The sequence below is a fragment of the Ensifer sp. EB106-05-01-XG146 genome (assembly GCF_058791875.1).
Window position 1 is genome coordinate 3999934 of sequence record NZ_JBYTDX010000001.1, and the last position, 23273, is coordinate 4023206.

27 protein-coding genes are annotated in these 23273 nt (G+C 64.4%); 16 read left to right on the top strand and 11 right to left on the bottom strand.

The window, feature by feature from the left end; translation table 11 throughout:
• The first annotated feature begins 124 nt into the window (after nt 1-124).
• Complete coding sequence (infC, locus tag AC3WVQ_RS19645; protein ID WP_034804663.1) at nt 125-661, top strand: translation initiation factor IF-3; 537 nt, start codon at nt 125-127, stop codon at nt 659-661.
• Between the two features lie 174 nt (nt 662-835).
• Here the strand turns inward: infC and AC3WVQ_RS19650 are convergent, their stop codons facing one another.
• The gene (locus AC3WVQ_RS19650) at nt 836-1156 is read right to left on the bottom strand and encodes a hypothetical protein (protein WP_090296272.1); all 321 of its coding nucleotides are present in this window, start codon (nt 1154-1156) and stop codon (nt 836-838) included.
• A 15-nt stretch (nt 1157-1171) separates the two neighbouring features.
• Between AC3WVQ_RS19650 and AC3WVQ_RS19655 the strand changes: the two genes are divergently transcribed.
• The 9 genes from AC3WVQ_RS19655 (at nt 1172) to pheT (ending at nt 9537) form a co-directional block, all read left to right on the top strand.
• A complete protein-coding gene (locus AC3WVQ_RS19655) occupies nt 1172-1360 on the top strand; it encodes a hypothetical protein (RefSeq protein WP_029742436.1) in 189 nt (62 codons plus the stop codon).
• Nucleotides 1361-1640: 280 nt separating this feature from the next.
• On the top strand, nt 1641-2114 hold the full coding sequence (locus AC3WVQ_RS19660; protein ID WP_060580595.1) for a PepSY domain-containing protein: 474 nt from the start codon (nt 1641-1643) through the stop codon (nt 2112-2114).
• Nucleotides 2115-2123: 9 nt separating this feature from the next.
• Complete coding sequence (locus tag AC3WVQ_RS19665) at nt 2124-2789, top strand: response regulator transcription factor (protein ID WP_029742438.1); 666 nt, start codon at nt 2124-2126, stop codon at nt 2787-2789.
• Nucleotides 2786-4153 (top strand): sensor histidine kinase, encoded by a 1368-nt coding sequence (locus AC3WVQ_RS19670; protein ID WP_060580596.1) that lies wholly within the window; start codon nt 2786-2788, stop codon nt 4151-4153. The genes AC3WVQ_RS19665 and AC3WVQ_RS19670 overlap by 4 nt, the downstream gene beginning before the upstream one ends.
• A gap of 222 nt (nt 4154-4375) precedes the next feature.
• Nucleotides 4376-4579, top strand: coding sequence for a 50S ribosomal protein L35 (gene rpmI / locus AC3WVQ_RS19675; RefSeq protein ID WP_025425550.1), 204 nt, complete (start codon nt 4376-4378; stop codon nt 4577-4579).
• A 39-nt stretch (nt 4580-4618) separates the two neighbouring features.
• Nucleotides 4619-5023, top strand: coding sequence for a 50S ribosomal protein L20 (gene rplT / locus AC3WVQ_RS19680; protein WP_029742440.1), 405 nt, complete (start codon nt 4619-4621; stop codon nt 5021-5023).
• 145 nt (nt 5024-5168) lie between these two features.
• Complete coding sequence (locus tag AC3WVQ_RS19685) at nt 5169-5942, top strand: BUD32 family EKC/KEOPS complex subunit (protein WP_049810925.1); 774 nt, start codon at nt 5169-5171, stop codon at nt 5940-5942.
• Nucleotides 5943-5994: 52 nt separating this feature from the next.
• A complete protein-coding gene (gene pheS, locus AC3WVQ_RS19690) occupies nt 5995-7077 on the top strand; it encodes a phenylalanine--tRNA ligase subunit alpha (protein ID WP_029742442.1) in 1083 nt (360 codons plus the stop codon).
• Nucleotides 7078-7110: 33 nt separating this feature from the next.
• Nucleotides 7111-9537 (top strand): phenylalanine--tRNA ligase subunit beta, encoded by a 2427-nt coding sequence (gene pheT / locus AC3WVQ_RS19695; RefSeq protein ID WP_492382912.1) that lies wholly within the window; start codon nt 7111-7113, stop codon nt 9535-9537.
• Between the two features lie 61 nt (nt 9538-9598).
• Here pheT and AC3WVQ_RS19700 read toward each other — a convergent pair whose 3' ends face one another.
• The 3 genes from AC3WVQ_RS19700 to AC3WVQ_RS19710 all read right to left on the bottom strand — a co-directional run bounded on the left by AC3WVQ_RS19700 (nt 9599) and on the right by AC3WVQ_RS19710 (nt 11450).
• Nucleotides 9599-9997, bottom strand: a complete 399-nt coding sequence (locus AC3WVQ_RS19700) for a VOC family protein (RefSeq protein ID WP_110818558.1) — start codon at nt 9995-9997, stop codon at nt 9599-9601.
• Nucleotides 9994-10356, bottom strand: coding sequence for a nuclear transport factor 2 family protein (locus AC3WVQ_RS19705; RefSeq protein WP_034804642.1), 363 nt, complete (start codon nt 10354-10356; stop codon nt 9994-9996). The genes AC3WVQ_RS19700 and AC3WVQ_RS19705 overlap by 4 nt, the downstream gene beginning before the upstream one ends.
• 98 nt (nt 10357-10454) lie before the next feature.
• Nucleotides 10455-11450, bottom strand: coding sequence for an aldo/keto reductase (locus AC3WVQ_RS19710; protein WP_034804639.1), 996 nt, complete (start codon nt 11448-11450; stop codon nt 10455-10457).
• A gap of 249 nt (nt 11451-11699) precedes the next feature.
• Between AC3WVQ_RS19710 and AC3WVQ_RS19715 the strand changes: the two genes are divergently transcribed.
• Both AC3WVQ_RS19715 and AC3WVQ_RS19720 read left to right on the top strand, forming a co-directional pair.
• Nucleotides 11700-12590: a LysR family transcriptional regulator gene (locus AC3WVQ_RS19715; protein WP_034804636.1), complete on the top strand. Its 891-nt coding sequence runs from the start codon at nt 11700-11702 to the stop codon at nt 12588-12590.
• Nucleotides 12591-12668: 78 nt separating this feature from the next.
• Nucleotides 12669-13304 (top strand): hypothetical protein, encoded by a 636-nt coding sequence (locus AC3WVQ_RS19720; RefSeq protein ID WP_034804634.1) that lies wholly within the window; start codon nt 12669-12671, stop codon nt 13302-13304.
• Here the strand turns inward: AC3WVQ_RS19720 and AC3WVQ_RS19725 are convergent.
• Nucleotides 13256-13729 carry a GNAT family N-acetyltransferase gene (locus AC3WVQ_RS19725; protein ID WP_090296277.1) on the bottom strand — a complete coding sequence of 158 codons (474 nt, stop codon included), beginning with the start codon at nt 13727-13729 and terminating at the stop codon, nt 13256-13258. The genes AC3WVQ_RS19720 and AC3WVQ_RS19725 overlap by 49 nt on opposite strands.
• 19 nt (nt 13730-13748) lie before the next feature.
• Complete coding sequence (locus AC3WVQ_RS19730) at nt 13749-14699, bottom strand: aldo/keto reductase (RefSeq protein WP_029742451.1); 951 nt, start codon at nt 14697-14699, stop codon at nt 13749-13751.
• A gap of 199 nt (nt 14700-14898) precedes the next feature.
• On the opposite strand from AC3WVQ_RS19730, the gene AC3WVQ_RS19735 reads away from it, so the two are divergent.
• Nucleotides 14899-15885, top strand: coding sequence for a Gfo/Idh/MocA family protein (locus AC3WVQ_RS19735; protein WP_110818557.1), 987 nt, complete (start codon nt 14899-14901; stop codon nt 15883-15885).
• 66 nt (nt 15886-15951) lie between these two features.
• On the opposite strand, the gene AC3WVQ_RS19740 is transcribed toward AC3WVQ_RS19735, so the two are convergent.
• Nucleotides 15952-16407: a hypothetical protein gene (locus AC3WVQ_RS19740; RefSeq protein WP_051659679.1), complete on the bottom strand. Its 456-nt coding sequence runs from the start codon at nt 16405-16407 to the stop codon at nt 15952-15954.
• Nucleotides 16408-16484: 77 nt separating this feature from the next.
• Between AC3WVQ_RS19740 and AC3WVQ_RS19745 the strand changes: the two genes are divergently transcribed.
• Nucleotides 16485-17264: a helix-turn-helix domain-containing protein gene (locus tag AC3WVQ_RS19745; RefSeq protein ID WP_090296279.1), complete on the top strand. Its 780-nt coding sequence runs from the start codon at nt 16485-16487 to the stop codon at nt 17262-17264.
• Between the two features lie 4 nt (nt 17265-17268).
• Here the strand turns inward: AC3WVQ_RS19745 and AC3WVQ_RS19750 are convergent, their stop codons facing one another.
• Genes AC3WVQ_RS19750 through AC3WVQ_RS19765 form a run of 4 tightly spaced genes read right to left on the bottom strand, consistent with a single transcriptional unit; the run spans nt 17269 to nt 19633 of the window.
• Nucleotides 17269-17478, bottom strand: a complete 210-nt coding sequence (locus AC3WVQ_RS19750; RefSeq protein WP_090296281.1) for a hypothetical protein — start codon at nt 17476-17478, stop codon at nt 17269-17271.
• Between the two features lie 17 nt (nt 17479-17495).
• Nucleotides 17496-17864 carry a DMT family transporter gene (locus tag AC3WVQ_RS19755; protein ID WP_244546751.1) on the bottom strand — a complete coding sequence of 123 codons (369 nt, stop codon included), beginning with the start codon at nt 17862-17864 and terminating at the stop codon, nt 17496-17498.
• 3 nt (nt 17865-17867) lie between these two features.
• The gene (locus AC3WVQ_RS19760) at nt 17868-18575 is read right to left on the bottom strand and encodes a class I SAM-dependent methyltransferase (RefSeq protein ID WP_060580604.1); all 708 of its coding nucleotides are present in this window, start codon (nt 18573-18575) and stop codon (nt 17868-17870) included.
• Nucleotides 18572-19633, bottom strand: a complete 1062-nt coding sequence (locus tag AC3WVQ_RS19765) for a glycosyltransferase family 2 protein (RefSeq protein WP_049811024.1) — start codon at nt 19631-19633, stop codon at nt 18572-18574. Before AC3WVQ_RS19765 ends, AC3WVQ_RS19760 begins: the two co-directional genes overlap by 4 nt.
• A gap of 136 nt (nt 19634-19769) precedes the next feature.
• Here AC3WVQ_RS19765 and AC3WVQ_RS19770 point away from each other — a divergent pair, with 136 nt between their 5' ends.
• Nucleotides 19770-21590, top strand: a complete 1821-nt coding sequence (locus tag AC3WVQ_RS19770) for a hypothetical protein (RefSeq protein ID WP_090296284.1) — start codon at nt 19770-19772, stop codon at nt 21588-21590.
• A 73-nt stretch (nt 21591-21663) separates the two neighbouring features.
• The gene (xseA, locus tag AC3WVQ_RS19775) at nt 21664-23268 is read left to right on the top strand and encodes an exodeoxyribonuclease VII large subunit (protein ID WP_029742898.1); all 1605 of its coding nucleotides are present in this window, start codon (nt 21664-21666) and stop codon (nt 23266-23268) included.
• Nucleotides 23269-23273: the final 5 nt, after the last annotated feature.

Sequence of the window (23273 nt, forward strand, 5' to 3'; positions counted from 1 at the left end):
CTATTGACTCTCCCGTCGCAATTCACACATTGCCGTCGGTGACAGATTCAGGCGCTTCGTTTGGGATCGCGCCGGCGAACGAATTAAACAACATTTTTCGAAATAGCTCGAGGAGAGTACGACCATTCGCAGACCGTTCAAAGCGGACGCCCCCGTCAAGGAGGGGCCGCGCTCAAACAAGGAAATCCGGGTGCCCCGGGTTCAGCTTATCGACGCCGAAGGCCAGAACATCGGCGCCGTCCCGATCGACCAGGCGCTCCGTATGGCGGAGGAAGCCGGTCTTGATCTGGTGGAAATCGCGCCGAACTCCGAACCGCCGGTGTGCAAGATCCTCGATCTTGGCAAGCTGAAGTTCGCCAACCAGAAGAAGGCGGCCGAAGCGCGCAAGAAGCAGAAGATCGTCGAAATCAAAGAAATCAAGATGCGTCCCAACATCGACACGCACGATTATGACGTGAAGATGCGGGCGATGAACCGGTTCTTCGAGGACGGCGACAAGGTCAAGGTCACGCTGAAGTTCCGCGGTCGCGAAATGGCCCACCAGGAACTCGGCATGAAGCTTCTGCTGCAGGTCAAGGACGACACCCAGGCGATTGCCAAGGTGGAAGCCGAGCCGAAGCTCGAAGGCCGCCAGATGATGATGGTTCTCGCGCCGCGCTAAGCGCGTGCCGCCCATCCGTCGAGATGACGAAAGCCGCCTCCGGGCGGCTTTTTTCGTTTGCGGGATCCTTCGGGCTTTGCTGACAGAATGCTGACAATCGCCCTCAGCGAGCTGTCAGGCGTCCCGTGCCATTCTCTCCGCATCGCATCGGGAGAAGGAGCCGAGATCATGACTTCAGTACTGCGCAAGGCCTTGCTCGTTTCTACGGTCGCCGTCTGCGGCCTCGTTTCGGCGCCGATTGGCGCTTCCCTCGTTGCCACCGGAGCGTCGAATCCCTTCTCGACCACGGCGCTCGCCGACGATGACGATGACGGCGACGATAACGGCGGTCGTGGTGGCGGCAATGACGACCGCGACGACGATCGGGACGACGGTCGTCACAACGATCGAGACGATGACGATGATCGTGGCCCCGGTCATCGCGACGACGATGATGATGATGATGACCGCTTCGACGACATCGACGACGACTTCGATGATGCCCGAGATGATCATGAGATTGAACTGCGGGTGACCGACGAAAATCTCCGGGGCCTGCGCAATGGTTCGCTGGTTGCCGTCGACAATCTCGGCCGTGTGCTCGAGGTCGAGGTGGAATACGAACATGGCGTTCGCGTCGTGACGGTCGAGCCGCACGACAGCGATATCCGCCGCAATCCGGGACCGGTCGGCAGCGTCTCCATCCGGCCGGCATTCTGATCAGGTCACAATTTGCCCGGCGCATTCGCCCCACACCATGCGCCGGAGCGATGGTCGGCCGTCACCAGCCCGCCCGGCGGCCCGACCCGGCAAGCGCATGCCCCCTGTGCCCGAAACGGCGCCGGGGGCATGCGCGTCGCTGGCGTTCTCGCCAAGGCTGGCATAGGCTCGCCCCGAACGATGCCCGCGGCGTCGCCGCAGACGAAGCACCTGGCGGATGCTTGCGCAAGCGCATTTGGAAGGACCCGACGCTGAGGAGCAGTTGCGACAGGATGAAGCCATGGCGATGACACGACGAGACCTGATCGCGCTCTTCTGCTGCTCGCTCCTGCTTTCGCTCGCGCCGCAGCCCGGCGGCATGGCGGCTCTCGCCAAGGATGACGACGACGATGATGACGGTGGCTCGCATGGCGGCGGCGGGCACGGCAACGACGATGACGACGATGATGACGAAGACGAAGACGATGATGATGATGATGACGACGAAGACCTAGGGCCGGATGGTGCCGGCGGTATCCGTCGAAGCGATCAGGAGCGGGCGCGCGACGGCGTCGAAAAGGGCGACATCCTGCCGCTGAAGGAGGTTCTCCGGCTGGTCGACGAAGACAGATACGGCCAGGTCATTGCGGTCGATCTCAAGCGATCGGGTGGCAGCGAGATTTACCGGCTCCGCACCCGCGACGAGCAGGGCACGATCCGCAACCTGCGCATCAATGCTCGAACCGGCAAGTTCGTGAACATTTTCGGGTTCTAGAGGAACGACATGCGGATTCTTCTGGCGGAGGACGATCCCAACATCGCGGCCCATGTGGCAAGCCGGCTGGAGGCGGAAGGCTACGGCGTCGATACGCTCACCCATGGCCCGGATGTCTGGGAGCAAGGGGAGAGCGGTAACTACGCCCTGGTCATCCTCGATCTCGGCCTGCCGGGCATGGACGGGCTGTCGATCCTGAAGCGTTGGCGGCAGGCGGGGCTGGAGACGCCGGTTCTGGTTCTGACGGCGCGCGGCTCCTGGATGGAGCGCGTCGACGGTTTCGATGCCGGGGCGGACGACTATCTGCCGAAACCCTTTCGGGCCGAGGAGCTTCTGGCGCGGCTGCGCGCCCTTCTGCGGCGCGCCGGTCCGCGTGTTGGGTCGGTGCGTGCTGCCGGACGCTTCACCCTCGACGAGGCGGGGCGCCGGGTGACCTTCGACGGGCTGCCGCTCGACCTCAGCCCGCTCGAATACCGCATGCTTGCACTGTTCGTGGAGCGCAAGGGGCAGGTTGTCACGCCGCTCGAGCTGGCAAGCCACGTTCAGGGCCGCGACGACGATGCCGCCAAGAATGCGGTGGAAGCGATGATTGCCCGTCTGCGCAAAAAGACGGAGAGCGGTGCGATCGAAACGCGGCGCGGATTTGGCTATGTCCTGCCGGACGGTGGCGCATGATCCGCTCGTTGCGGCTGAGGCTGGCAATCGGCGCATCGGTCGCCATCTGCCTGGTTCTGCTGGTGGTCTGGCTCTCCTTGAGCCGGCTTTTTACCGACTACGTTGCCGGGCGCTACCGCGCCGAAATGGCAACGCTCGTCGATACGGTTGCCGCCCAGGTGCGGGTGCGCAACGGTGAATTGGTGCTGCCGCGCGCGCCGGCCGATCCGCGCCTGAGCCTGCCGGCCGGCGGCCGCTACTGGCAGCTCGACCGCGACGGCGGCACTCCTCTGCGTTCGCGCTCCCTGTGGGACACGGTAATCGATGCCGATCGCCCGTCGGCGCCGCACCACCTGGGCTTCCTCGAAGCGGAGGGGCCGGATGGCGCGCCGATCCTTGTCTACCGCCAGGCCCTGACGCTTGGCGAAGGCGCGGATGCCAGGCAGTTCGCGGTTACTGCCGGCTTTGCGCGCAGCGAACTCGATGACGCTCTTTCCGCCTTTCACGGCCGTATCCGGCTGATGCTGCTGGCGACGGCCGTCGTGCTTGCCGGCGCCGCATTCCTGCAGGGTGCCCTCGGCCTTCTGCCACTGGTGCGGCTGCGGGAGCGAGCCGCCCGCGTCCGGTCCGGCGAGGAGAAGGATTTTGGCCTGGCCGGGCCAAGTGAGGTGCAGCCGCTCGTCAGCGAAATCAATCTTCTGCTTGCGGAGCGCGCGACGGCGCTGGCGCAGGCCCGGGCGCGCGCCAGCGACCTCGCCCACGGGCTGAAGACGCCGCTGACGGTGCTGGCGCAACTCGCCGAAGGCCTGCCGAAACACCAGCGCGACATCGCGCTCGAACAGGTCGACCTCGTACGCCAGCGCGCCGACCGCCAGCTTCAGGCGGCCCGCATGGGCGTCGAGCGCATGGCAACGACCTTACTCGCCGATCTCGGCAACAAGCTGGTCAGCGTCCTGCGTCCCGTGACCGCGGAGCGCGACGTCGTCTGGGAGGTCGACATCGATCCGTCGATTTCACTCGACGTCGACCCGGCCGACCTTGCCGAATGTCTCGGCAATCTGCTCGACAATGCCGCCAAATGGGCGCGGGCGCGGATCCGGCTATCGGCCGAGGTGGTCGACGGGCGCGTGCGGATCACGGTCGGTGACGATGGGCCGGGGGTTGCCGAGGGCGACCGCGAGCAGGCGATGCGCCGCGGGGGGCATAGTGCCAATGCAGCGCCGGGCCACGCCTCCGGCAATGGCCTGGGGCTGGCGATCAGCGCCGATATAGCGGAGGCCTATGGCGCGACCATGTCGCTCGGGCAGTCGGCCCTGGGCGGTCTCGAGGTCGCGCTGATCTTCGACGTCGGCGGCGGCAGCCGGCGTCCGCGCGATCCGACCTGAGGCGCAATGCGTCGTCGCAAAAAAAAGGCGGCATGCGCAGGCGGCGAAGGCACTGGATCGCCGCTTGCAGCCCGCTCTTTCGATTCCCCAGTTGCGCTTTTCGGGATGTGCGGTTATAAGCCCCCGTCCGAACGGTCCGGCAGGGCATGCCGTGGCCGTTCTTAACGCTGGAAATGGACCTCGTCTGTCCGTTTCGATTCTTAAGAACAATGGAGTAGCAAAATGCCCAAGATGAAGACGAAATCGTCTGCCAAGAAGCGGTTCAAGATCACCGCGACCGGCAAGGTTCGTGCAGCAGCTGCTGGCAAGCGCCACGGCATGATCAAGCGTTCCAACAAGTTCATCCGCGACGCACGTGGAACCATGGTTCTCGCGGAGCCTGATGGCAAGAAGGTCATCAAGAACTACCTGCCCAACGGTCTCTAAGACTTTCAGGCATATTGGACACGTTAAGGAGATCATGACATGGCACGTGTAAAACGCGGCGTAACCGCTCACGCCAAGCACAAGAAGACGCTCAAGGCAGCCAAGGGCTTCTATGGCCGTCGCAAGAACACCATCCGCGCCGCCAAGGCAGCGGTTGACCGTTCGAAGCAGTTCGCTTACCGCGACCGCAAGGTCAACAAGCGCAACTTCCGCGCTCTCTGGATCCAGCGTATCAACGCTGCCGTCCGCGAATTCGGCCTGACCTACGGCCGCTTCATCGACGGCCTGAACAAGGCTGGCATCGAAGTTGACCGCAAGGTTCTGTCCGACATGGCTATCCATGAGCCGGCAGCATTCGGCGCCCTCGTCGAAGCTTCCAAGAAGGCGCTCGCCTATCTCAAGGAAGCCGGCACGGCAAACGAGTTTGAAAGCGCTGTTCGTTAAGCCAGCGTTTTCCCAAAATCGTTTTTGAAATTAGTTGGGAAACCCGCGCTGGCAGGGCTGGCGCGGGTTTTTCTTGTTTTACGGGACGAAAGTGTACCACGATCGAAGGGGACCATGCGCGGTCCCGGAGCTTGATGACGACGATATGACGTCTCTGCTGGCAGCGCTTGCAGCCGGCCGGGAGCGCGTTGAGCGCTGCGAGCTCAAGGATCGTATGGTCTGGATCAAGCGCTATCGTCGTCAGGGCCCTCGTCTTTGGCTGCGCACGCAAGCCTTCGTCGCGCGGGTCTGTGGCCTTCCGGTGCTGTTGCCGTCCCCGCTTCTCGACGTCGAGGGCATGATCGAGCGCGAAGTTCGCCAGATCGCGACCTTCTCCGCGGCCGGTTTCATGACGCCCGAGGTCGTCTACCGTGGGCCCAAGGTGCTGGTTCTCTCCCATCTTGGTCTGCCGGTCAGCAAGCATATGGGGCCGCTGCGCAACAGCGACGCCGCCGCGCACGATCAGCTGCTGGTGCGCTGCGCTGCGGAACTCGGGCGCCTGCACCGCGCAGGTCTCTGCCACGGACGTCCGCATCCGCGCGATTTCATCATCGACAACGGCGAATTCGGCTTCCTCGATTTCGAGGAGGTGCCTGCGAGCGTCATGCCGCTGGCGACCGCCCAGGCGCGCGACCTTTGGCTCCTGTTCCTGCAGGTGGCGAGCCGGGCCGTGCAGCCGGAAACCCCGGCCGCGGCCTTTGCCGCCTGGAGGCGCGCAGCGCCGGCGGAAGCCAGCCGGGCGCTCACCGAAATCATGCCGCTCTTCATCCGCTTCCTGCCGCTGGCGCGCTTCGTCCTGCGCTTCCGCAAGGGCAACGATATCATCCGTTTCATCGCTGCGACGGACTATCTGGCGGGTGCAACGCGATCACATTCCTGAAGACAAGAACCGATATAGAACCGAACCCATTCCCGCATCGAGGCAGGACAGAATGAGCGAACTGGAAACACTGGAACGGACACTCCTGGCGGACATCGACGCCGCCGGCGACGAAGGATCGATCGAGGCGGTGCGCGTCAACGCGCTCGGCAAGAAGGGCTCGATCTCCGAGCTCCTGAAGACGCTCGGCACCATGACGCCGGAAGAGCGCCAGACCCGCGGCGCGCAGATCAACGCGCTGAAGAACACGGTCGCCGAAGCGATTGCCGCCCGCAAGTCGGCGCTGAAGGACCAGGCGATTGCCGAGCGCCTGGCGCGCGAGACCGTCGATATCAGCCTGCCGGTCCGCTCCTCGCCGGCCGAGCGCGGCCGCATCCACCCGATCAGCCAGATCGTCGACGAGATCACCGCGATCTTCGGCGACATGGGCTTCTCGATCGCCGAAGGTCCCGATATCGAGACCGACTACTACAACTTCACGGCGCTGAACTTCCCCGAAGGTCATCCGGCCCGCGAGATGCACGACACGTTCTTCTTCAACCCGGATGAGAACGGCGATCGCAAGGTGCTGCGCACGCACACCTCGCCGGTGCAGATCCGCACGATGGAAGCGCAGAAGCCGCCGATCCGCATCATCATTCCCGGCAAGACCTACCGCCAGGATTCGGACGCGACCCACTCGCCGATGTTCCATCAGGTCGAAGGCCTGGTCATCGACAAGGCGGCCAACGTCGCCAATATGCGCTGGGTGCTGGAAGAATTCTGCAAGGCCTTCTTCGAGGTGGACCAGGTGACGATGCGCTTCCGCCCGTCCTTCTTCCCCTTCACCGAGCCGTCCTTCGAGGTCGACATCCAGTGCGACCGCTCCGGCCCGATCGTGAAGTTCGGCGAAGGCACCGACTGGATGGAGATCCTCGGCTGCGGCATGGTGCACCCGAACGTGCTGCGCTCCGGAGGGCTTGATCCGGACGAGTACCAGGGCTTTGCCTGGGGCATGGGCCTCGATCGCATCGCCATGCTGAAATACGGCATGCCGGACCTGCGCGACTTCTTCAACGCCGACGTTCGCTGGATGACCCATTACGGCTTCCGCCCGCTGGACATGCCGACGCTGTTCGGCGGTCTCTCGGCCTGATCGCGCGTAGATATTTAGGACACAGGTGAAATCATGAAATTCACGCTTTCCTGGCTCAAGGACCACCTTGAAACCGACGCTTCGCTGGAAGACATCTGCGCGCGCCTGACGATGATCGGGCTCGAAGTGGAAGACGTCGACGACAAGGCCGCCTTCAAGCCCTTCGTCATCGCCAAGGTCGTTTCGGCCGAGCAGCATCCGAACGCCGACAAGCTGCGGGTACTGATGGTCGACACCGGCGCCGGCGCTCCGATCCAGGTCGTCTGCGGCGCACCGAATGCGCGCGCCGGCTTGGTCGGCGCCTTTGCAGCCCCCGGTACCTATGTTCCCGGCATCGACGTGACGCTCGCCGTCGGCACCATCCGTGGCGTCGAAAGCCGCGGCATGATGTGCTCGGAAAAGGAACTGCAGATCTCCGAGGACCACAACGGCATCATCGACCTTCCGGCCGACGCACCCGTTGGCACGAGCTATGCGACCTATGCCGGCCTCGACGATCCGATGATCGAGATCAACCTCACGCCGAACCGGCCGGATTGCACCAGCGTCTACGGCATTGCCCGTGACCTCGCCGCTTCCGGCCTCGGCACCTTGAAGGCGCGCAAGGCGCCGGCCTTCAAGGTGGAAGGCGACACGCCCACCAAGCTGACGCTCGATCTCGGCGAAGATAGGCATCTCTGCCCGGGCTTCTCGCTGCGCCTGGTGCGCGGCGTCAAGAACGGCCCGTCGCCGAAGTGGATGCAGCAGCGCCTGCTGGCAATTGGCCTCCGCCCGATCAATGCGCTGGTCGACATCACCAACTACATGACCTTCGACCAGGGCCGGCCGATGCACGTCTTCGACGCCGCCAAGGTCAAGGGCAACCTGACGGTCCGCCGCGCCAAGGACGGCGAGACGGTGCTGGCGCTCGACCAGCGCGAATATAAGCTCGGTCCCAACAACGTGGTCATCGCCGACGAAAAGGCGATCGAGTCGATCGGCGGCGTCATGGGCGGCGAACATTCCGGCTGCGACGAGAACACCACCGACGTCCTGATCGAATCGGCTCTCTGGGACCCGATGAACATCGCCAAGACCGGCCGCACGCTCGGCATCATCACCGATGCGCGCTACCGCTTCGAGCGTGGCGTCGACCCGGAATATATGGTGCCCGGTCTCGAGCGCACCACAGAACTGGTGCTCGCGCTTTGCGGTGGCACCGCCGCCAAGGCGGAAGTGGTCGGTTATGCCGGCCATGAGCCGAAGATCGTCGACTTCCCGGTTTCCGAAGTGAAGCGCCTGACGGGCCTTGAGGTTTCCTCCGAGGAAAGCGTCTCGATCCTGAAAAAGCTCGGCTTCGGCGTCGAAGGTTCTGGCGACCGCTTCAAGGTGTCGGTTCCTTCCTGGCGTCCCGATGTCGACGGCAAGGCCGATCTCGTCGAAGAGGTCATGCGCATCCACGGCGTCGACAACATCGTTGCAGCCCCCTTGCCGAGCCATGGTACCGTCAACGGCAAGATCCTGACGACGCTGCAGATCCGCACGCGCCTTGCCAAGCGCGCGCTTGCCAGCCGCGGCATGCTCGAAGCCGTTACCTGGTCGTTCATCTCCGAAGAGCAGGCAAAGCTCTTTGGCGGCGGCGCACCGGCACTGAAGCTTGCGAACCCGATTGCCTCCGACATGTCGGACATGCGCCCGTCGCTGCTGCCGGGCCTTTTGACGGCTGCCCAGCGCAATGCCGACAAGGGTTTCGGCGACGTCGCGATCTTCGAAGTCTCCGGCACCTATGAAGGCGATACGGCGGACGCGCAGCGCCGCGTAGCCGGCGGCATTCGTCGCGGCACGGCTTCCTTGAACGGTGCAGGTCGTATCTGGTCGAACGCCGCCAAGGGCGGCGGCAAGCCGGTCGACGTGTTCGACGCCAAGGCCGACGCGATTGCCGTGCTCGAAGCCTGCGGCGTGCCGATGGGCAACGTCCAGTTCGAACCGGGCGGTCCCGCTTGGTATCATCCGGGCCGCTCCGGCACGATCAAGCTCGGCCCGAAGATCGTTCTCGGCACCTTCGGCGAGTTCCATCCGAAGACGCTGGAAGCGCTCGACGTCTCCGGCGCACTCTGCGGCTTCGAGATCTATGTCGATGCCATGCCGGAGCCGAAGAAGAAGGCGACCCGCACCAAGCCGGCGCTCGATCTCTCGCCGTTCCAGGCGGTCAAGCGCGACTTCGCCTTCGTTGTCGACAAGGCCGTGGAAGCCGGCGCAATCCTGCGCGCCGCTTCGGGTGCCGACCGCAAGCTGGTGACCGGCGTCAGCGTCTTCGACGTCTTCGAGGGTGCATCGCTCGGCGAAGGCAAGAAGTCGATCGCCATCGAGGTGACCATCCAGCCGGTCGAGCGTACGCTCACCGACGAGGATTTCGAGGCGCTCACCGCCAAGATCGTCGCCAATGTGACGAAGACGACCGGCGGCGTACTGCGCGCCTGATCCGATCGACAAAACCGATACCGAAGGGCCGCTGCACCGCAGCGGCCCTTTTCGTTGCGGCCTATTGCGCGCGCTGCATCAGCTCGATGCGGTTGCCGAACGGGTCGTTGACATAACATCTGCGGTAGCCGGCAAGCGGCTCGTCCTCGGCGATCGTCACGCCGCCGGCTTCGAGCCTGAGGATCATCCGCTCGAGATCGTCGACCAAAAAGGCCGGATGGGCCTTGCGCGCCGGCACGAAATCCTGGTCGATGCCGAGGTGCAGGCGGATGCTGCCCCGCTCGAACCAGCAGCCGCCACGGCCAACCAGATTGGCGGGCTTGACGACCTCCGTCAGTCCGAGCAACCCGCCATAGAAGCCGCGCGCCAAGTCTTCGCCGCCTTCCGGTATCGCAAGCTGCACATGGTCGATGGCGAGCAGCCGGCCGGTCGATGTGGACTCGGGTCCGCCGTCCGTCATTGCGCGTGCAGGTGATAGATCTTGTTGACGATCAGCCAACGGCCGTCGATCTTCACCAGCGACAGGTAATCGGAGAAGCGCTCTCCGGCGAAGCTGTCGATGACCTTCACCGTGGCGGCGTCGCCGGTGATGTCGATCATCTGCACGTCCATTTCCGGCTGTGTTCCGGGTGGTGCCGCACCGGTATCGAGGATCGCCTTGATGAAGCCGTCACGCGTCATCCATTCGAGCGCGCCCTGGTAGTTGCCGATGATCGCCGCATCGGGATGGAACGCCTTGCGCAGCGCCCCTTCGTTGGCAAATGCCATGCCGTCCACATAGAGGTGCACCACTGCACTGATCGCCTGCTCGTCGGACATCCCGCTCCTCCCCAGTTGCTTGTTGCTCAGAGGTAGTGCGTTCAGCGGGAATTTCGATGGGCATTCTCTCCGCTGGGAGAGCGGAGAGAAATTTTGGCTCAACGATTGGTGAGTGCCAGCGAGGCGTCGGTGTAGCGTTTTCCTGCGACCAGGGTCGGCGAGAGTGCGTCGGACAGCCGGGTGGTTTCTTCGACCGTGAGCCGGATTTCCGCAGCGGCGGCGTTCTGCTCCAGATGGTCGAGCTTGCGGGCACCCGGGATCGGCACGATGAAATCGCCTTGGTTGATGACCCAGGCGAGCGCCAGCTGGGCGGCGGTCACGCCCTTCTCCTCGGCCAGCGCCTGCAGCGTCTCGACCAGTCGGACGTTGGCGTCGAAGTTCTCCGCCTGGAACCGCGGCAGCGAGCGGCGAAAATCGTCGGCTTCCAGATCCTCGGCTTTGCGGATCGCGCCGGTCAGCATGCCGCGTCCAAGCGGGCTGTATGGCACGAAACCGATGCCGAGTTCGCGGCAAGTGGCAAGCACGTCTTCTTCCGGATCGCGCGTCCACAGCGAATACTCGCTCTGCACCGCGGCGATCGGATGAACCTTGTGGGCGCGGCGGATGGTGGCGGCACTCGCTTCCGAAAGGCCGAGCGCGCGCACCTTGCCCTCGCGCACCAGCTCGGCCATGGCGCCGACGGTGTCCTCGATCGGTACGTCAGGGTCGACGCGGTGCTGGTAGTAGAGATCGATGACATCTGTGCCGAGCCGCTTGAGCGAGGCTTCCGCTACCGCCTTCGCATGCTCCGGCCGGCCGTCGACGCCCCTGATCGCCTGGACGCTCGGCACGCCGGTCTCGATGCGGAAGCCGAACTTGGTGGCGATGACCACCTTGTCACGCACCGGGCCGAGCGCCTTGCCGACGAGCTTTTCGTTCTCGAAGGGACCATAGACTTCGGCCGTGTCGAAGAAGGTGACGCCGAGATCGACGGCGCGCTGCAGCGTGCGGATCGATTCCGCTTCGTCCGCAGCGCCATAGGCGAAACTCATGCCCATGCATCCAAGGCCGATGGTGGAGACGGTAAGCTCACTTCCGAGTTTGCGGGTCTTCATGTCGTGTCCTTTATGGCTGCCATGCGTCGGAGCTAGCGCGTTGGGAGCGCACGTCTATCGTCCGAGGCATGAAATGGTGGGTGGCACCGCCGCCCACGCCCTTTTGTGGCGGCGCGACGGGTTCCTCTGCCTCATCGCCAGACGAGCTCCTCGCTTCGTCCTGACGCTGGCGACATGTGAAGAATAGGGCTCGATGGGGCGGCTGAAAATCACTGTCAATTCTCACGGGCTGTTCTATTATTTCGATCAATGAACAGAACACAGCTCTCCCAACTCGCGGTATTGGCCGCCGTCGCCGCCCACGGCAGCTTTCGTGGTGCCGCGCGCGAACTGGGCGTCGCACCTTCGGCCGTCAGCCACGCCGTCGGCAGCCTCGAGGCGAGCCTCGGCATTCGTCTGCTTGCCCGCACCACCCGCAGCGTCGCCCCGACGGAGGAGGGGCGCCGGCTGCTCGAACGGTTGGCGCCGGCGCTCGACGAGATCGCCCATGCACTGGAGGCAGCCGCCGACGCCCGCGAGCGCCCGGCCGGCAATCTGCGCATCACCGCACCGCGGTTCGCTGCCGATCTGATCCTGGCGCCGCGCCTGGGCGCCTTCCTGGATCGGTATCCCGAGATCGTGCTCGAAATCGCCAACGAGGACGGCTTCACCGATATCGTCGAAGAAGGTTTCGACGCCGGCATCCGGCTCGGCGAGAGCCTGGAGGCCGACATGATCGCGGTGAAGGTCGGCCCGGAGCTGGAAAGCGCCGTCGTCGCGTCTCCCGAATATTTCCAACGCTATGGCCGGCCGCAGCATCCGCGCGACCTCGCGCAGCATCGCTGCATCCGCCGGCGCTTCTCCAACGGCACGCTCTATCGCTGGGAATTCGAGAAGCATGGCGAGGAATTGACGGTATCGGTCGAGGGACCGCTGATCCTTGGCGAGGACCGGCCGATCATCAAGGCGACAATGGGCGGCGCCGGTCTCGCCTATCTCTTCCTCTCACGGGTCGAGACCGCGATTGCCGAAGGGAAGCTGGTGCGCGTCATGGAGGACTGGTGCGCGCCCTATGCCGGCCCCTATCTCTACTATCCGAGCCGCCGGCAGATGCGGCCGGCACTGCGCGCTTTCATCGACTTCTTCCGGCACAGCGGATAGCAGCCGGCGCAAAATCGGGTGGCGCGACGGGCCCGGATGGAATGCCATTGGTTTCGTGTCTTGATGAGAGGAAGGCCTATGAAAAAGCCCGGTTCGATGAAGGGTCTTGAAGATCTCGGCCGGGTGCGGCTTTCTCGAAACTTCTTCTTTCGCGATTTCCTGCATTCGGAAATCGCCGACTTCTACCGTATCCCGAACATTCCCGATGATCCGGATCTGGCGATCGAGGCCGGGCGCCGTCTCTGCGAGGAACTGCTGGAACCGCTGGAAGCGACCTTCGGCCGCCTCGTCATCCGCTCGGGCTACCGCAACCGCGCCGTCAACGGCTTCGGCAATGCCAATGGGCTCAACTGCTCGACCAATGCGGCCTCTGCCGCCGACCACATCTGGGACATGCGCGATGCCGACGGGTGCATCGGCGCCACCGCCTGCATCGTCATTCCCTGGGTCTGGGATCGACGCGGCGAGATCGGCGGCTGGCAGTCGATCGCCTGGTGGATCCACGACCATCTGCCCTACGCCTCGCTCTGCTTTTTCCCGAAGCTATGGGCTTTCAACATCCAGTGGCACGAGCGGCCGGCGCGCCGGATCATGAGCTTCGTTGAGCCGCGCGGTGTCCTGACCAAGGCCGGCATGGAGAACCAGGCCGGCCGCCACGCCGAGGCCTATGCCGGGTTTCCGGATTTGAGGGCCGCGCCGATATTCACCTTGTAGCGCACGTGCTCGTCGGTGCCGGAGTAGCGGTCATAGAGCCGCCGCGCCGTCGCATTGTCGGCCTCGGTGTACCAGTAGAGCCGGTCCCAGCCCTTCTCCTGGCAATGCGCAATGAGATCGTCGATCATCGCCCGCGCCACGCCCTGGCCGCGCGCTGCAGGATCGACATAGAGATCCTCGATGTAGCATATCGACTGGCGAAAGAAGGTGGCGAGCTGCTCCTGGCAGATCGCAAAGCCGACCACCTGCCCGTCGAGCATCGCCAGCCGCGCAAAGAGCGGTGCGGCGGGATCCATAAGCCTCTTCCAGGTGAGGTCGATGATGTCTTCGGCGAGATCGGTGCCGGAAAAGGCGACATAGCCAGCCCAGAGGCGGCGCCAGTCCGCCTCGTCGCCGCCAGTCGCGGCGCGTATCGTCAATGCCATTGTGTGGTTTTTGCTCCCGTCACTCACCGACGTCGTTGAGTTTTTGCACCGCCTCGTCCGACAACTTGAGTTCCGCGGAGCGAATGAGGCTTTGCAATTGCTCAAGGCTGGTGGCGCTGGCGATCGGCGCTGTGACGCCCTTGCGTGTCCGGATCCAGGCGAGCGCGATTTCCGCCTGGGTCGCGCCCGTGTCGGCCGCGATGTCGTCGAGAACGCCAAGGATGCGCATGCCGCGTCCGTCGAGATATTTCTCGACGCCGCTGCCGCGCACGGAGCCTTCGAGGTCCTTGTGGGTGCGGTATTTCCCCGAAAGGAAGCCCCGCGCCAGCCCGAAATAGCTGATGACGCCGATCTCCTCGGCGATGCAGAGGTCGCGCAGCGGTCCTTCGAATGCGTCGCGGTCGTAGAGATTATATTCCGGCTGCAGCACCTGATAGCGGGGCAGGCCCTGGTTGGCGGACACGTCGAGCGCCTCGCGCAGTTGCAGCGAGTTCAGGTTGGAGGCGCCGATCGCCCGCACCTTGCCTTCGGACAGAAGCTGGTCATAGGCCGCAAGCGTCTCCTCGTAAGGCGTGTCGGGGTCTGGCCAGTGCGAGAGATAAAGATCGATATGGTCGGTCTGGAGCCGCTTCAGCGAATCTTCGACCGCCTGCAGGATCCAGCGGCGCGAAAGCCCCTTGCGGTCGGGGCCGAGCTCCGAGCCGACCTTGGTGACGATGACGGCCTTGTCGCGCGACCGGCCCGACTGTTTCAGCCACTTGCCGATGATCGTTTCGGACTCGCCGCCCTGATTGCCGGGCGCCCAGGAGGAATAGACATCGGCGGTGTCGATGGCATTGAAGCCGGCATCGAAAAAGGCGTCGAGCAGCGCGAAAGAGGTCTTCTCGTCGGCGGTCCAGCCGAAGACATTGCCGCCGAAGACGAGGGGCGCAATTGTCAGGTCGGTGCGGCCAAGTCTCAGTTTTTCCATGGTTTCGCTCCATTGGACTGGATGAGGGCATGTTGCGATCGGGAGGATTGCGAAGGAAAGATAGGGCAGAAAAGCTGACATTGTCACCCGCCTTTCGGCAACTTTCTGCACGTCGTACTTCTTCGCCAAACCGCTCACTGCCGCTTGCTAGGTACGTACCTCGGCGCTAGTCTCTGCCACCAAATCAGGGAGCCTTGTCATGTTACGTTTCGGAATTCTGTCCACGGCCAGGATCGGCCGCGACCTCGTCGTGCCGGCCATTCAGGATGCGGAAAATGCCGTCGTCTCGGCTGTCGCCAGCCGCGACTTCGCCAAGGCCCGGGCAATGGCCGATCGCTTCTCCGCGCCGCACGCCTTCGGTTCCTACGAAGAGATGCTCGCTTCCGATGTCATCGATGCGGTCTACATTCCGCTGCCGACGGCGCAACATGTGGAATGGTCGGTCAAGGCCGCCAATGCCGGCAAGCATGTGCTTTGCGAAAAGCCGATTGCCCTGCGCGCCTCTGAGATCGACCAGCTCATCGCCGCACGTGACCGCAACGGCGTCGTAATCGCCGAAGCCTTCATGGTCACCTATAGCCCGGTCTGGCGAAAGGTCCGCGCCCTAATCGCCGAAGGCGCGATCGGCCGGCTGCGCCACGTCCAGGGCGCCTTCACCTATTTCAACCGCGACCCCAACAACATGCGCAACATCCCGGCGCTCGGTGGCGGCGGCCTGCCGGATATCGGCGTATACCCGACGATCACCACCCGCTTCGTCACGGCCAAGGAGCCGGTGCGCGTTCAGGCAAACACCGATCGCGATCCGGAATTCGGCACGGATATCTATTCGAGCGTGCGCGCCGATTTCGGCGACTTCGAGCTGAGCTTCTACATCTCCACCCAGTTGGCGGCCCGCCAGGTCATGGTCTTCCATGGCGACAAGGGCTTCATCGAGGTGAAGTCGCCCTTCAACGCTGACCGCTATGGCCGCGAGGAAGTGGAGTTGACGAACCAGAACCACGCCCAATCCCAGCTTTTCCGCTTCCAGGACGCGCGCCAGTACAAGCTCCAGGCGGAGGCTTTCGCCCGCGCGGCCAAGGGCGAGGACGAGGAAGTGGTGACGCTGGAAAACTCCCGCCTCAATCAGAAATTCATCGACGCGATCTACCGCGCCAGCGCCAAGGACGGTTGGGAGACCATCTGATCAACGGAAAGGGCCCGCTGGTTTTGCCGGCAGGCCCGTTCCTCTTCATCTCCAGCGATCATCCCGTCAGGCAATCGCTGCCTGTTCCCGCGCAAGGCCGCGCAGCTTGAAGATCAGAAAGTCGGCGACCGTGATCAGGCCGATGACGATGAAGCCGATACCCGCGACTGTGAGGAACGGGTAAGCCGCGACCAGCAGTGCTACGCTTGCCACCTGCCAAAGGATGTCGCCAGCGATGCTGACGCGTGCCGCTGCTGCGACCGGCCCGCCGTTGCGCGCCGCGGCAAGGTGGAAGATCCCCCAAAATACCAACCCGACGCCGAGGATCTTCATCATCGGCGCTGTCGCGGCGGGGCTGAAGAGCGAAGCAAGCGGGGCGGCAAAAAGGATCAGCACGGCGCCGACGGCAAGAGAGTAGACGCCGTCGGCAAGGAAGGTCTTGTTGAGCAGGCTGCGGTTCGAGAGGTTCATCGTCGGCTCCATCGGTTTGTCGATGACCGGAGATTGCCGGTTCGGTGTCATCAAACCAATTACCTCTGAGGTAATGGATTTTACGACCGGCGCGCGCCACTCTCCGGCAGAACGGAGAATCACGATCCATGCAGTTTGGTGAACATCTGAAGGAATGGCGCGGGCATCGCCGCATGAGCCAGCTTGATCTTGCGGTTGCCGCCGGCATCTCGGCGCGCCACCTGTCCTTTCTCGAAACCGGCCGCTCGAAACCGTCGGAGGGCATGATCCTGCGGCTGGCCTCGGTGCTGGAAGTCCCCGCCCGCGACCAGGGCACGCTGTTTTCGGCAGCCGGCTATCGACCGCGGATGGCGACGCGGCCCGCCTCCGGGCTGGACGCCATGCCGCCGGTCGTTGCCAATGCCATCAGGCTGATCCTGGCGCGCCACGATCCCTATCCGGGGCTGGTGCTCGATCACGAGTATACACTGCTGGTCGTCAATCCGGCGCTGGCGAGCCTCGCGGTTGCCGCCGACATTCCGTTCCAGCCCGGCGAGAACTTTCTCGACACCTTTCTCGGCAACGACAATGTGCGCAAGCTGGTCGTCAACTGGGAGGCCGCGGCCGCCGATCTGGTGCAGCGGGTCAGAACCGAAGCCTGGCTGCAGGGTCCCCGCAGCCGCCTCGGCAAGCGGCTGGAAAAAGCGGCGTCCAATCCGGCCGTGACGCGTGCGACCGAAAACCATCCGGACACTGACCGGTTGCCGGTGCTGCCGATCGAGCTCGACGTCGGCGGCTTGCGCTTAAGCTTCATCACCACGCTTCAGACCTTCGGCTCGACCCAGGATGCGCTGGTCGAGGGGGTGCTGATCGAATCTTTCTTTCCGGCCGACGAGGAGACCAGGACGTTTTTCGAACGCAAGGGATGATCGGCTATCGGTCGCGCTCCAGGCCGATGGCAATCGCGCCGCAAATCATCAGCGCGACGCCCATGTTGTAAGCGCCGATCGCTGCCGCCGCCTGGATCCAGTCGCCGTTTGCGCCGGCAAGCGCCAGCAGCCCCGTGCCGGCAAACAGGCAGGCGCGGGCGGATTTGAGGCCGCATATGGCAATGCCGAGGACGAAGGATGCGGTGACGATCATGAGGCCCGCTTATCCCCTTAGGAGTTGATGATGATCATGCCGCTGATGATCAGCGCGGCGCCGAAGGCGTAGCGCAGCGTCACCGCCTCGCCGAGAAAGACGGCGGCAAGCAGCGGCACGATGCAGAAGGTAAGACCCATGAAGGAATAGGCGATCGTCAGTGGCACCGACTTGATCGTGAAGATCCAGATGATCGTGCCGATGCCATAGACGGCGAGCGCAATCAGCAGGGTAGGGCTGAGGGCCAGAGCCAGGAGCCCCTGGGCACTGGCATTCCCGGTCTTCGCGCTTGTCAGCTTGAAGAGGATCTGCCCGGCCGAGATCAGCACCGGCGTGAAGAACAGCCCGAACCAGACGGTGGGCGTGAGATTGAGGTTCATCGCCATGCCTCACTCCGCCGCGGCAGTTCTGTCTTCGCAATAGAAGATATCGCGGCCGATATCGACGCATGTGTGCTCGGCCGGAACGGGATGCATCGCCCGCAGGAAGGAGTGGGTATAGGGAAAGAAATTGAAGTGCGGATTGAAGGTGTAGCGGTACTCGCGCTCGCGCGGCACGACGATGATCAGGCGCCGGCGAGTGACCCGGCGAAGCTCGGCGATCGCCTTGCGGTAGTCGAGAATGTGCTCGATCACATGCGTGCAGACGACCGTGTCGAATTCGCCGTCCGCAAAGGGCAGGTCCTCGATCATCGCGGCGTGATATTCGATGCCTTCGATCCGGGCCGCATCGTCGATGGCGAAGTCGACACCGGCGAGGCGTTTAAGGTCGGGCTTGGCTTCCCGGATACGCTTCAACAGAACGCCGGTGCCGCAACCGACGTCGCAGACGCTGTCGCCGACGACGCTTGCCGCGATCTTGCGCACGCAGGCTTCGGAATTGTCCGTTCCCTCGTGCACTCTTGGGTGCTGCCGGTAGAGGTCCTCGTACTCGTTCGCCGACAGGAACGGCGCCCGTGCGCGAAAGTCGGCGAGATGGGCGATGTGCTTGCCCCAGGCGAGGCTCGCCATACCCTTGAACAGGCGCGAATCCCTGAGGATCGGCGGCATGACGTCTTCGATCAGGAAGCGTATGCGGTTGGTCGTTTCCCGGTTCATCCGCGGCGCTCCCGCACAATGCGTGGTGCCGACTGCAAGCCGGCTTCCTGGTCCTCGCCCCGGGGCAGAGCGACGCCGCTATCGACCTTCTCCAGCGGCGCAGCCCGTACCGGTGTCGCGATGTAGTGCAGCCGGAGCTGCTCGGTGCGGGCGCGCGAGACCGAATCGAGGATCAGGCCTGCGGTGAACATGATGATCGACATCATCAGCATGGCCAGCGCGAGGACCCAGGTCGGCATGCGCGGCACGAGGCCTGTGGCGAAATATTCGAGCAAGACAGGCATCATGAAGCCGATGCTCGTCGCAAAGAACGCCATGGCGATCACGCCGAAGAACGTGAAGGGCCGCGTTTCTTTCATGAGCATGGCGAAGGTCCAGAGGATCTTGGCGCCATCCTTGTACGTCGACAGCTTGGAATGGGAACCTTCCGGGCGCCGGCCATAGTCCAGTTCAAGCTCCGCGACCGGCAGTTTGAGACGCGAGGCATGGACGGACATCTCCGTTTCGATTTCAAAGCCGTTGGAAATCGCCGGGAAGCTCTTGGCGAAGCGGCGCGAGAGCACGCGGTAACCGGAGAAGATGTCGTTGAAATCGGTACCGAAAATTTCCCGGTACAGAATGTTGAAAAGCCTGTTGCCGAAGGCGTGACCCTGCCTGCCGGCATCGTCGTGAACGCCGCGCCGCGTGCCGACGACCATGTCGGCGCGCTCGGTGATCAAGGTGCGGATCAGGTCTTCCGCATCGGTCGGGCAATAGGTGCTGTCGCCGTCGGCCATGACATAGATGTCGGCGTCGATATCGGCGAGCATGCGGCGCACCACGTGCCCCTTGCCCTGCCGGCGTTCACGTACGACGGTCGCGCCGGCAAGCATCGCCTTCAACGCCGTGCCGTCGGTCGAGTTGTTGTCGTAGACGTAAATTCGCGCCGTCGGTAGTGCCGTCTGGAAACCCTCGACCACCTGTCCGATGGTCGATGCTTCGTTGTAGCAAGGCAGGAGAACGGCGATGTTGAAGCGGTCGAACATCAAGGTGGCTCGGTTGCTGTTGGATCGCGCCATCATAGGATCAGGGTGTTAACAAGACGCCAAGGTGCGCCGCGCGGGCCGGTCGAAGCGACCGGCCTCGCCGCCGCGCGCTTTACGCTTTCTTGATCGCAGGGACGTAAGATCCACGCGATCTAGAGGGCGGGAACCTATGTCGAGCGGAATGGCGGCACTACCGGAAATGGCGGCTACGCCCAGGCAGCGGCGGCTCTCGTCGAGCCTCCTTGGGATGGTGCTCGCCTATGGCGTGCCCACGGTTCTTTTCCTCGTCACCCAGTTCATGCGGGCGCCGGATTATCTCGGCCGCGACAATGACGATGCCATGCGCCTGGTCGAGGTGCGCGACCTCCTCGCCGGACAGAGCTGGTTCGACCTCACCCAGCCCCGCCTGGGGCTCGAGGGCGGAACGCTGATGCACTGGTCGCGCCTGATCGATCTGCCGATCGCCGGGCTCATGTTGATTTTTCGGCCTTTTGTCGGCGTGGAGCAGGCGGAAGTCCTGGCGCTTGCGATCTGGCCGATGGCGCTCGCGGTCGGGCTGCTTGCGGCGATGGGGCTCGCCGGACGCCGTGCCGGCGGCACGGTCGCCATGCATTTCTGCCTGGGGCTGACCGCGATCTTCATCGCCACCTCGAACCGTTTCCTCGGGGGGGCCATCGATCACCACAATGTGCAACTGGTGCTGGCCGCGGTCATGGCGGCGATGCTCGTCGATCGACGGTATCGTGCCCTAAACTATGCGCTTGCGGGAGCGGCGGCCGCACTCGCGATCGCCGTAGGTGCCGAAACCACGCCACTCGTGGCGGTCGTCTGCGCAATCGTTGCCTGCCAGTGGCTCTGGGCCGGCCAGACGGCCGCGCGTTCGACCGTCGCCTTCGGCCTCTCGCTGGCAGCCGGCCTCAGCGTCATCTTCTTTTCGACCGTCCCGCCGCGCCTCTATTTCGTCGCGACCTGCGACAATCTCTCGATCGCCTTCTATTCGCTGGCGCTGACGGGAGGCGTCCTCCTCGCGCTCGCCGCCGCCACTGTCAGCCACCGCGCGCCAGCGCTGCGCTTCGGCGCGCTCGCTCTCTGCGGTCTCGTCGTTGCCGCGGTCGCCCTGTCGGTGGCGCCGCAATGCCTCGGTAATCCACTGGCCGGTCTCGATCCGCTGCTCATCGAGCTCTGGCTCGACCATATCTCCGAAGCCCGTTCCGTCACGCTGATCGCTGCGCAGGAGCCGACCAATATCGGCGCCTACTATTTCACCGGCGCCTTTGCCTCGGCCATCTGCCTCTGGCGCATCTTGCATCGCGACCGGATCGATCTCCATCTGGTGCTCCTTGCCTTGGTGCTTTCGAGCCTGGCGATCGCCCTCGTCCAGGTCCGCGGTATGGCATTTTCCAACCTGCTCGCCATCGTGCCGATGGCCCTGCTGCTTGCCGACCTGCGTGCGCGGTCGAGCGGCGGAACGGCTGGCGCCCGCGCCTCCCTTCTCTATGTCGGAGCGCTGCTCGTTTCCGTTCCGGCGATGTGGGCCGTTGCCGGAACGCTTGCGGAAAAGGGGATCAGCGGGTTTGCTGCCGCGGAAGCAGCGGTCACGAACGGCGAGGCGTGCCTGACCGACGCCGCCCTTGCCGATATTGGGCGGCTGGCGCCGTCGCTGGTCGTCGGACCGTCGGATATCGGCGCGACGCTGCTTCGCCGCACCGAACACCGCGTGCTCAGCGCGCCCTATCATCGCAATGCCGGCGGCATGCTCCGCGAGCTGAAGATCGGCCTGGCCGAGCCCGAAGCCGCCGCCGTCCTGTTGCACCAGCTGGGGCAGCCGGTGCTCGCCTTCTGCGCCGTTGACGCTCAAACGCAGGTCATAGCTGCCCGCGCTCCGCGTGGTCTCTATGCGGATCTCGCCGCCGGGCGCGTGCCGGCATTCCTGTCGCCCCTGCCGGTTTCGGAAGGCTCGCCCATCCGGCTCTATACGCTGGCGCCTTGAGCGCCACGCCCCTGGCGCGTGGAAAGCGTGAGGGATGTGCTGGCCTTCGGCGAAGGGTGCGGTAAAAGAGGCAATGGCCTCTTTCTTCGACAGCGATTCTCCGAGCAACCTCACCGAATATTCGGTGTCCGAGCTTTCGGGCTCGATCAAGCGAACGGTCGAACAGGCCTTCGACCAGGTGCGCGTGCGCGGCGAAATCTCCGGCTATCGCGGCCCTCATTCGTCGGGCCACGCCTATTTCGCGCTCAAGGACGATCGGGCGCGCATCGATGCAGTCATCTGGAAGGGCACCTTCTCGCGCCTGCGCTTCCGTCCGGAAGAGGGCATGGAGGTGATCGCGACCGGCAAGGTCACGACCTTCCCGGGTTCGTCGAAGTATCAGATCGTTATCGAGACGATGGAACCGGCCGGCGCCGGCGCGCTGATGGCGCTGCTCGAAGAGCGCAAGCGCAAGCTGGCCGCCGAAGGGCTGTTCGACGCCAATCGCAAGCGGCAGCTGCCCTATATGCCCAAGGTGATCGGCGTCGTGACGTCGCCGACCGGTGCCGTCATCCGCGACATCCTGCACCGCATCGCCGACCGCTTTCCCGTCCATGTCGTCGTCTGGCCGGTTCGCGTGCAGGGCGATGGCTCGGGTGACGAGGTGGCAGCGGCGATCCGCGGCTTCAACGCGATCGAGCCCGGCGGGCCGATTGCGCGGCCGGATGTCCTGATCGTCGCGCGTGGCGGCGGCAGCCTCGAAGACCTCTGGGGCTTCAACGACGAGGCCGTCGTGCGCGCCGCCGCCGCCTCCGGGATCCCGCTGATTTCGGCCGTCGGCCACGAGACCGACTGGACGCTGATCGACTATGCCGCCGACCAGCGCGCGCCGACGCCGACGGGTGCTGCGGAAATGGCGGTGCCGGTCAGGGCCGATCTCGAAGCCGGTCTCTCCGGCCTGTCGGCACGCCTCAAGTCGGCTGTCGGGCGCCAGATGGACAATCGCCGCCAGGCGGTGCGGTCTCTGGCGCGGGCGCTGCCGTCGCTCGACCAGTTGCTGGCGCTGCCGCGCCGCCGTTTCGACGAGGCTGCACTCGGGCTCGGGCGCGGGCTCACGATGAACACGGCCAACAAGCGTCGTCAGTTCGAACGCGTGTCTGCCGAGCTGCGTGCCGATCTTCTCAAGGGCAAGCTTTCCGAGCGTCGCCAGCGCCTGGTCGACGCCATGAACAAGGCCGACCGCATCGTCGAGCGGCAAGTCCATCGCGGCGAGGCGCGGGTTTCTGCGGCCGACGCTGCGCTGCGCGCCTTGCCCTCGCGCCTCATCGGCCAGATCCATCGGGCATCCGATCGCGTCGCCGGGCTTGCTGCCCGGTCCGATGCGGCCGTGCGCGCCGACGTGCGACGCCTGCGCAGCGTCATCGTCGCCCAGGATCGCATCCTGCAGTCGCTTTCCTATCGTAACGTCCTGCAGCGCGGTTTTGCGCTGGTGCGCGATGCCGAAGGCGGGCCGGTGCGCCAGGCTGCGTCCGTCTCGGTCGGGATGACGCTAAGCCTGGAATTTGCCGACGGTCGCGTGTCGGCGATTGCCGGCGACGGGGAGGGCGAGCCAGGTTCTCCGCCGACGGCGCCCCGCAAGAAGCAGCCGAAGCCCGCAGACCCGGCGGGAGACCCGCCGAAACAGGGCAACCTGTTCTAGCGCGT

Bases quoted from the DNA above. Each gene is read 5' to 3' on its own strand.
- AC3WVQ_RS19650 (WP_090296272.1), bottom strand. From the start codon at position 1,156: ATGATCATCTCGGGCATCATCGAAGTCGTCGTCGATGTCGTCGAAGCG.
- AC3WVQ_RS19660 (WP_060580595.1), top strand. From the start codon at position 1,641: ATGGCGATGACACGACGAGACCTGATCGCGCTCTTCTGCTGCTCGCTC.
- AC3WVQ_RS19665 (WP_029742438.1), top strand. From the start codon at position 2,124: ATGCGGATTCTTCTGGCGGAGGACGATCCCAACATCGCGGCCCATGTG.
- AC3WVQ_RS19670 (WP_060580596.1), top strand. From the start codon at position 2,786: ATGATCCGCTCGTTGCGGCTGAGGCTGGCAATCGGCGCATCGGTCGCC.
- rpmI (WP_025425550.1), top strand. From the start codon at position 4,376: ATGCCCAAGATGAAGACGAAATCGTCTGCCAAGAAGCGGTTCAAGATC.
- rplT (WP_029742440.1), top strand. From the start codon at position 4,619: ATGGCACGTGTAAAACGCGGCGTAACCGCTCACGCCAAGCACAAGAAG.
- AC3WVQ_RS19685 (WP_049810925.1), top strand. From the start codon at position 5,169: ATGACGTCTCTGCTGGCAGCGCTTGCAGCCGGCCGGGAGCGCGTTGAG.
- pheS (WP_029742442.1), top strand. From the start codon at position 5,995: ATGAGCGAACTGGAAACACTGGAACGGACACTCCTGGCGGACATCGAC.
- pheT (WP_492382912.1), top strand. From the start codon at position 7,111: ATGAAATTCACGCTTTCCTGGCTCAAGGACCACCTTGAAACCGACGCT.
- AC3WVQ_RS19700 (WP_110818558.1), bottom strand. From the start codon at position 9,997: ATGACGGACGGCGGACCCGAGTCCACATCGACCGGCCGGCTGCTCGCC.
- AC3WVQ_RS19705 (WP_034804642.1), bottom strand. From the start codon at position 10,356: ATGTCCGACGAGCAGGCGATCAGTGCAGTGGTGCACCTCTATGTGGAC.
- AC3WVQ_RS19710 (WP_034804639.1), bottom strand. From the start codon at position 11,450: ATGAAGACCCGCAAACTCGGAAGTGAGCTTACCGTCTCCACCATCGGC.
- AC3WVQ_RS19715 (WP_034804636.1), top strand. From the start codon at position 11,700: ATGAACAGAACACAGCTCTCCCAACTCGCGGTATTGGCCGCCGTCGCC.
- AC3WVQ_RS19720 (WP_034804634.1), top strand. From the start codon at position 12,669: ATGAAAAAGCCCGGTTCGATGAAGGGTCTTGAAGATCTCGGCCGGGTG.
- AC3WVQ_RS19725 (WP_090296277.1), bottom strand. From the start codon at position 13,729: ATGGCATTGACGATACGCGCCGCGACTGGCGGCGACGAGGCGGACTGG.
- AC3WVQ_RS19730 (WP_029742451.1), bottom strand. From the start codon at position 14,699: ATGGAAAAACTGAGACTTGGCCGCACCGACCTGACAATTGCGCCCCTC.
- AC3WVQ_RS19735 (WP_110818557.1), top strand. From the start codon at position 14,899: ATGTTACGTTTCGGAATTCTGTCCACGGCCAGGATCGGCCGCGACCTC.
- AC3WVQ_RS19740 (WP_051659679.1), bottom strand. From the start codon at position 16,407: ATGACACCGAACCGGCAATCTCCGGTCATCGACAAACCGATGGAGCCG.
- AC3WVQ_RS19745 (WP_090296279.1), top strand. From the start codon at position 16,485: ATGCAGTTTGGTGAACATCTGAAGGAATGGCGCGGGCATCGCCGCATG.
- AC3WVQ_RS19750 (WP_090296281.1), bottom strand. From the start codon at position 17,478: ATGATCGTCACCGCATCCTTCGTCCTCGGCATTGCCATATGCGGCCTC.
- AC3WVQ_RS19755 (WP_244546751.1), bottom strand. From the start codon at position 17,864: ATGGCGATGAACCTCAATCTCACGCCCACCGTCTGGTTCGGGCTGTTC.
- AC3WVQ_RS19760 (WP_060580604.1), bottom strand. From the start codon at position 18,575: ATGAACCGGGAAACGACCAACCGCATACGCTTCCTGATCGAAGACGTC.
- AC3WVQ_RS19765 (WP_049811024.1), bottom strand. From the start codon at position 19,633: ATGGCGCGATCCAACAGCAACCGAGCCACCTTGATGTTCGACCGCTTC.
- AC3WVQ_RS19770 (WP_090296284.1), top strand. From the start codon at position 19,770: ATGTCGAGCGGAATGGCGGCACTACCGGAAATGGCGGCTACGCCCAGG.
- xseA (WP_029742898.1), top strand. From the start codon at position 21,664: ATGGCCTCTTTCTTCGACAGCGATTCTCCGAGCAACCTCACCGAATAT.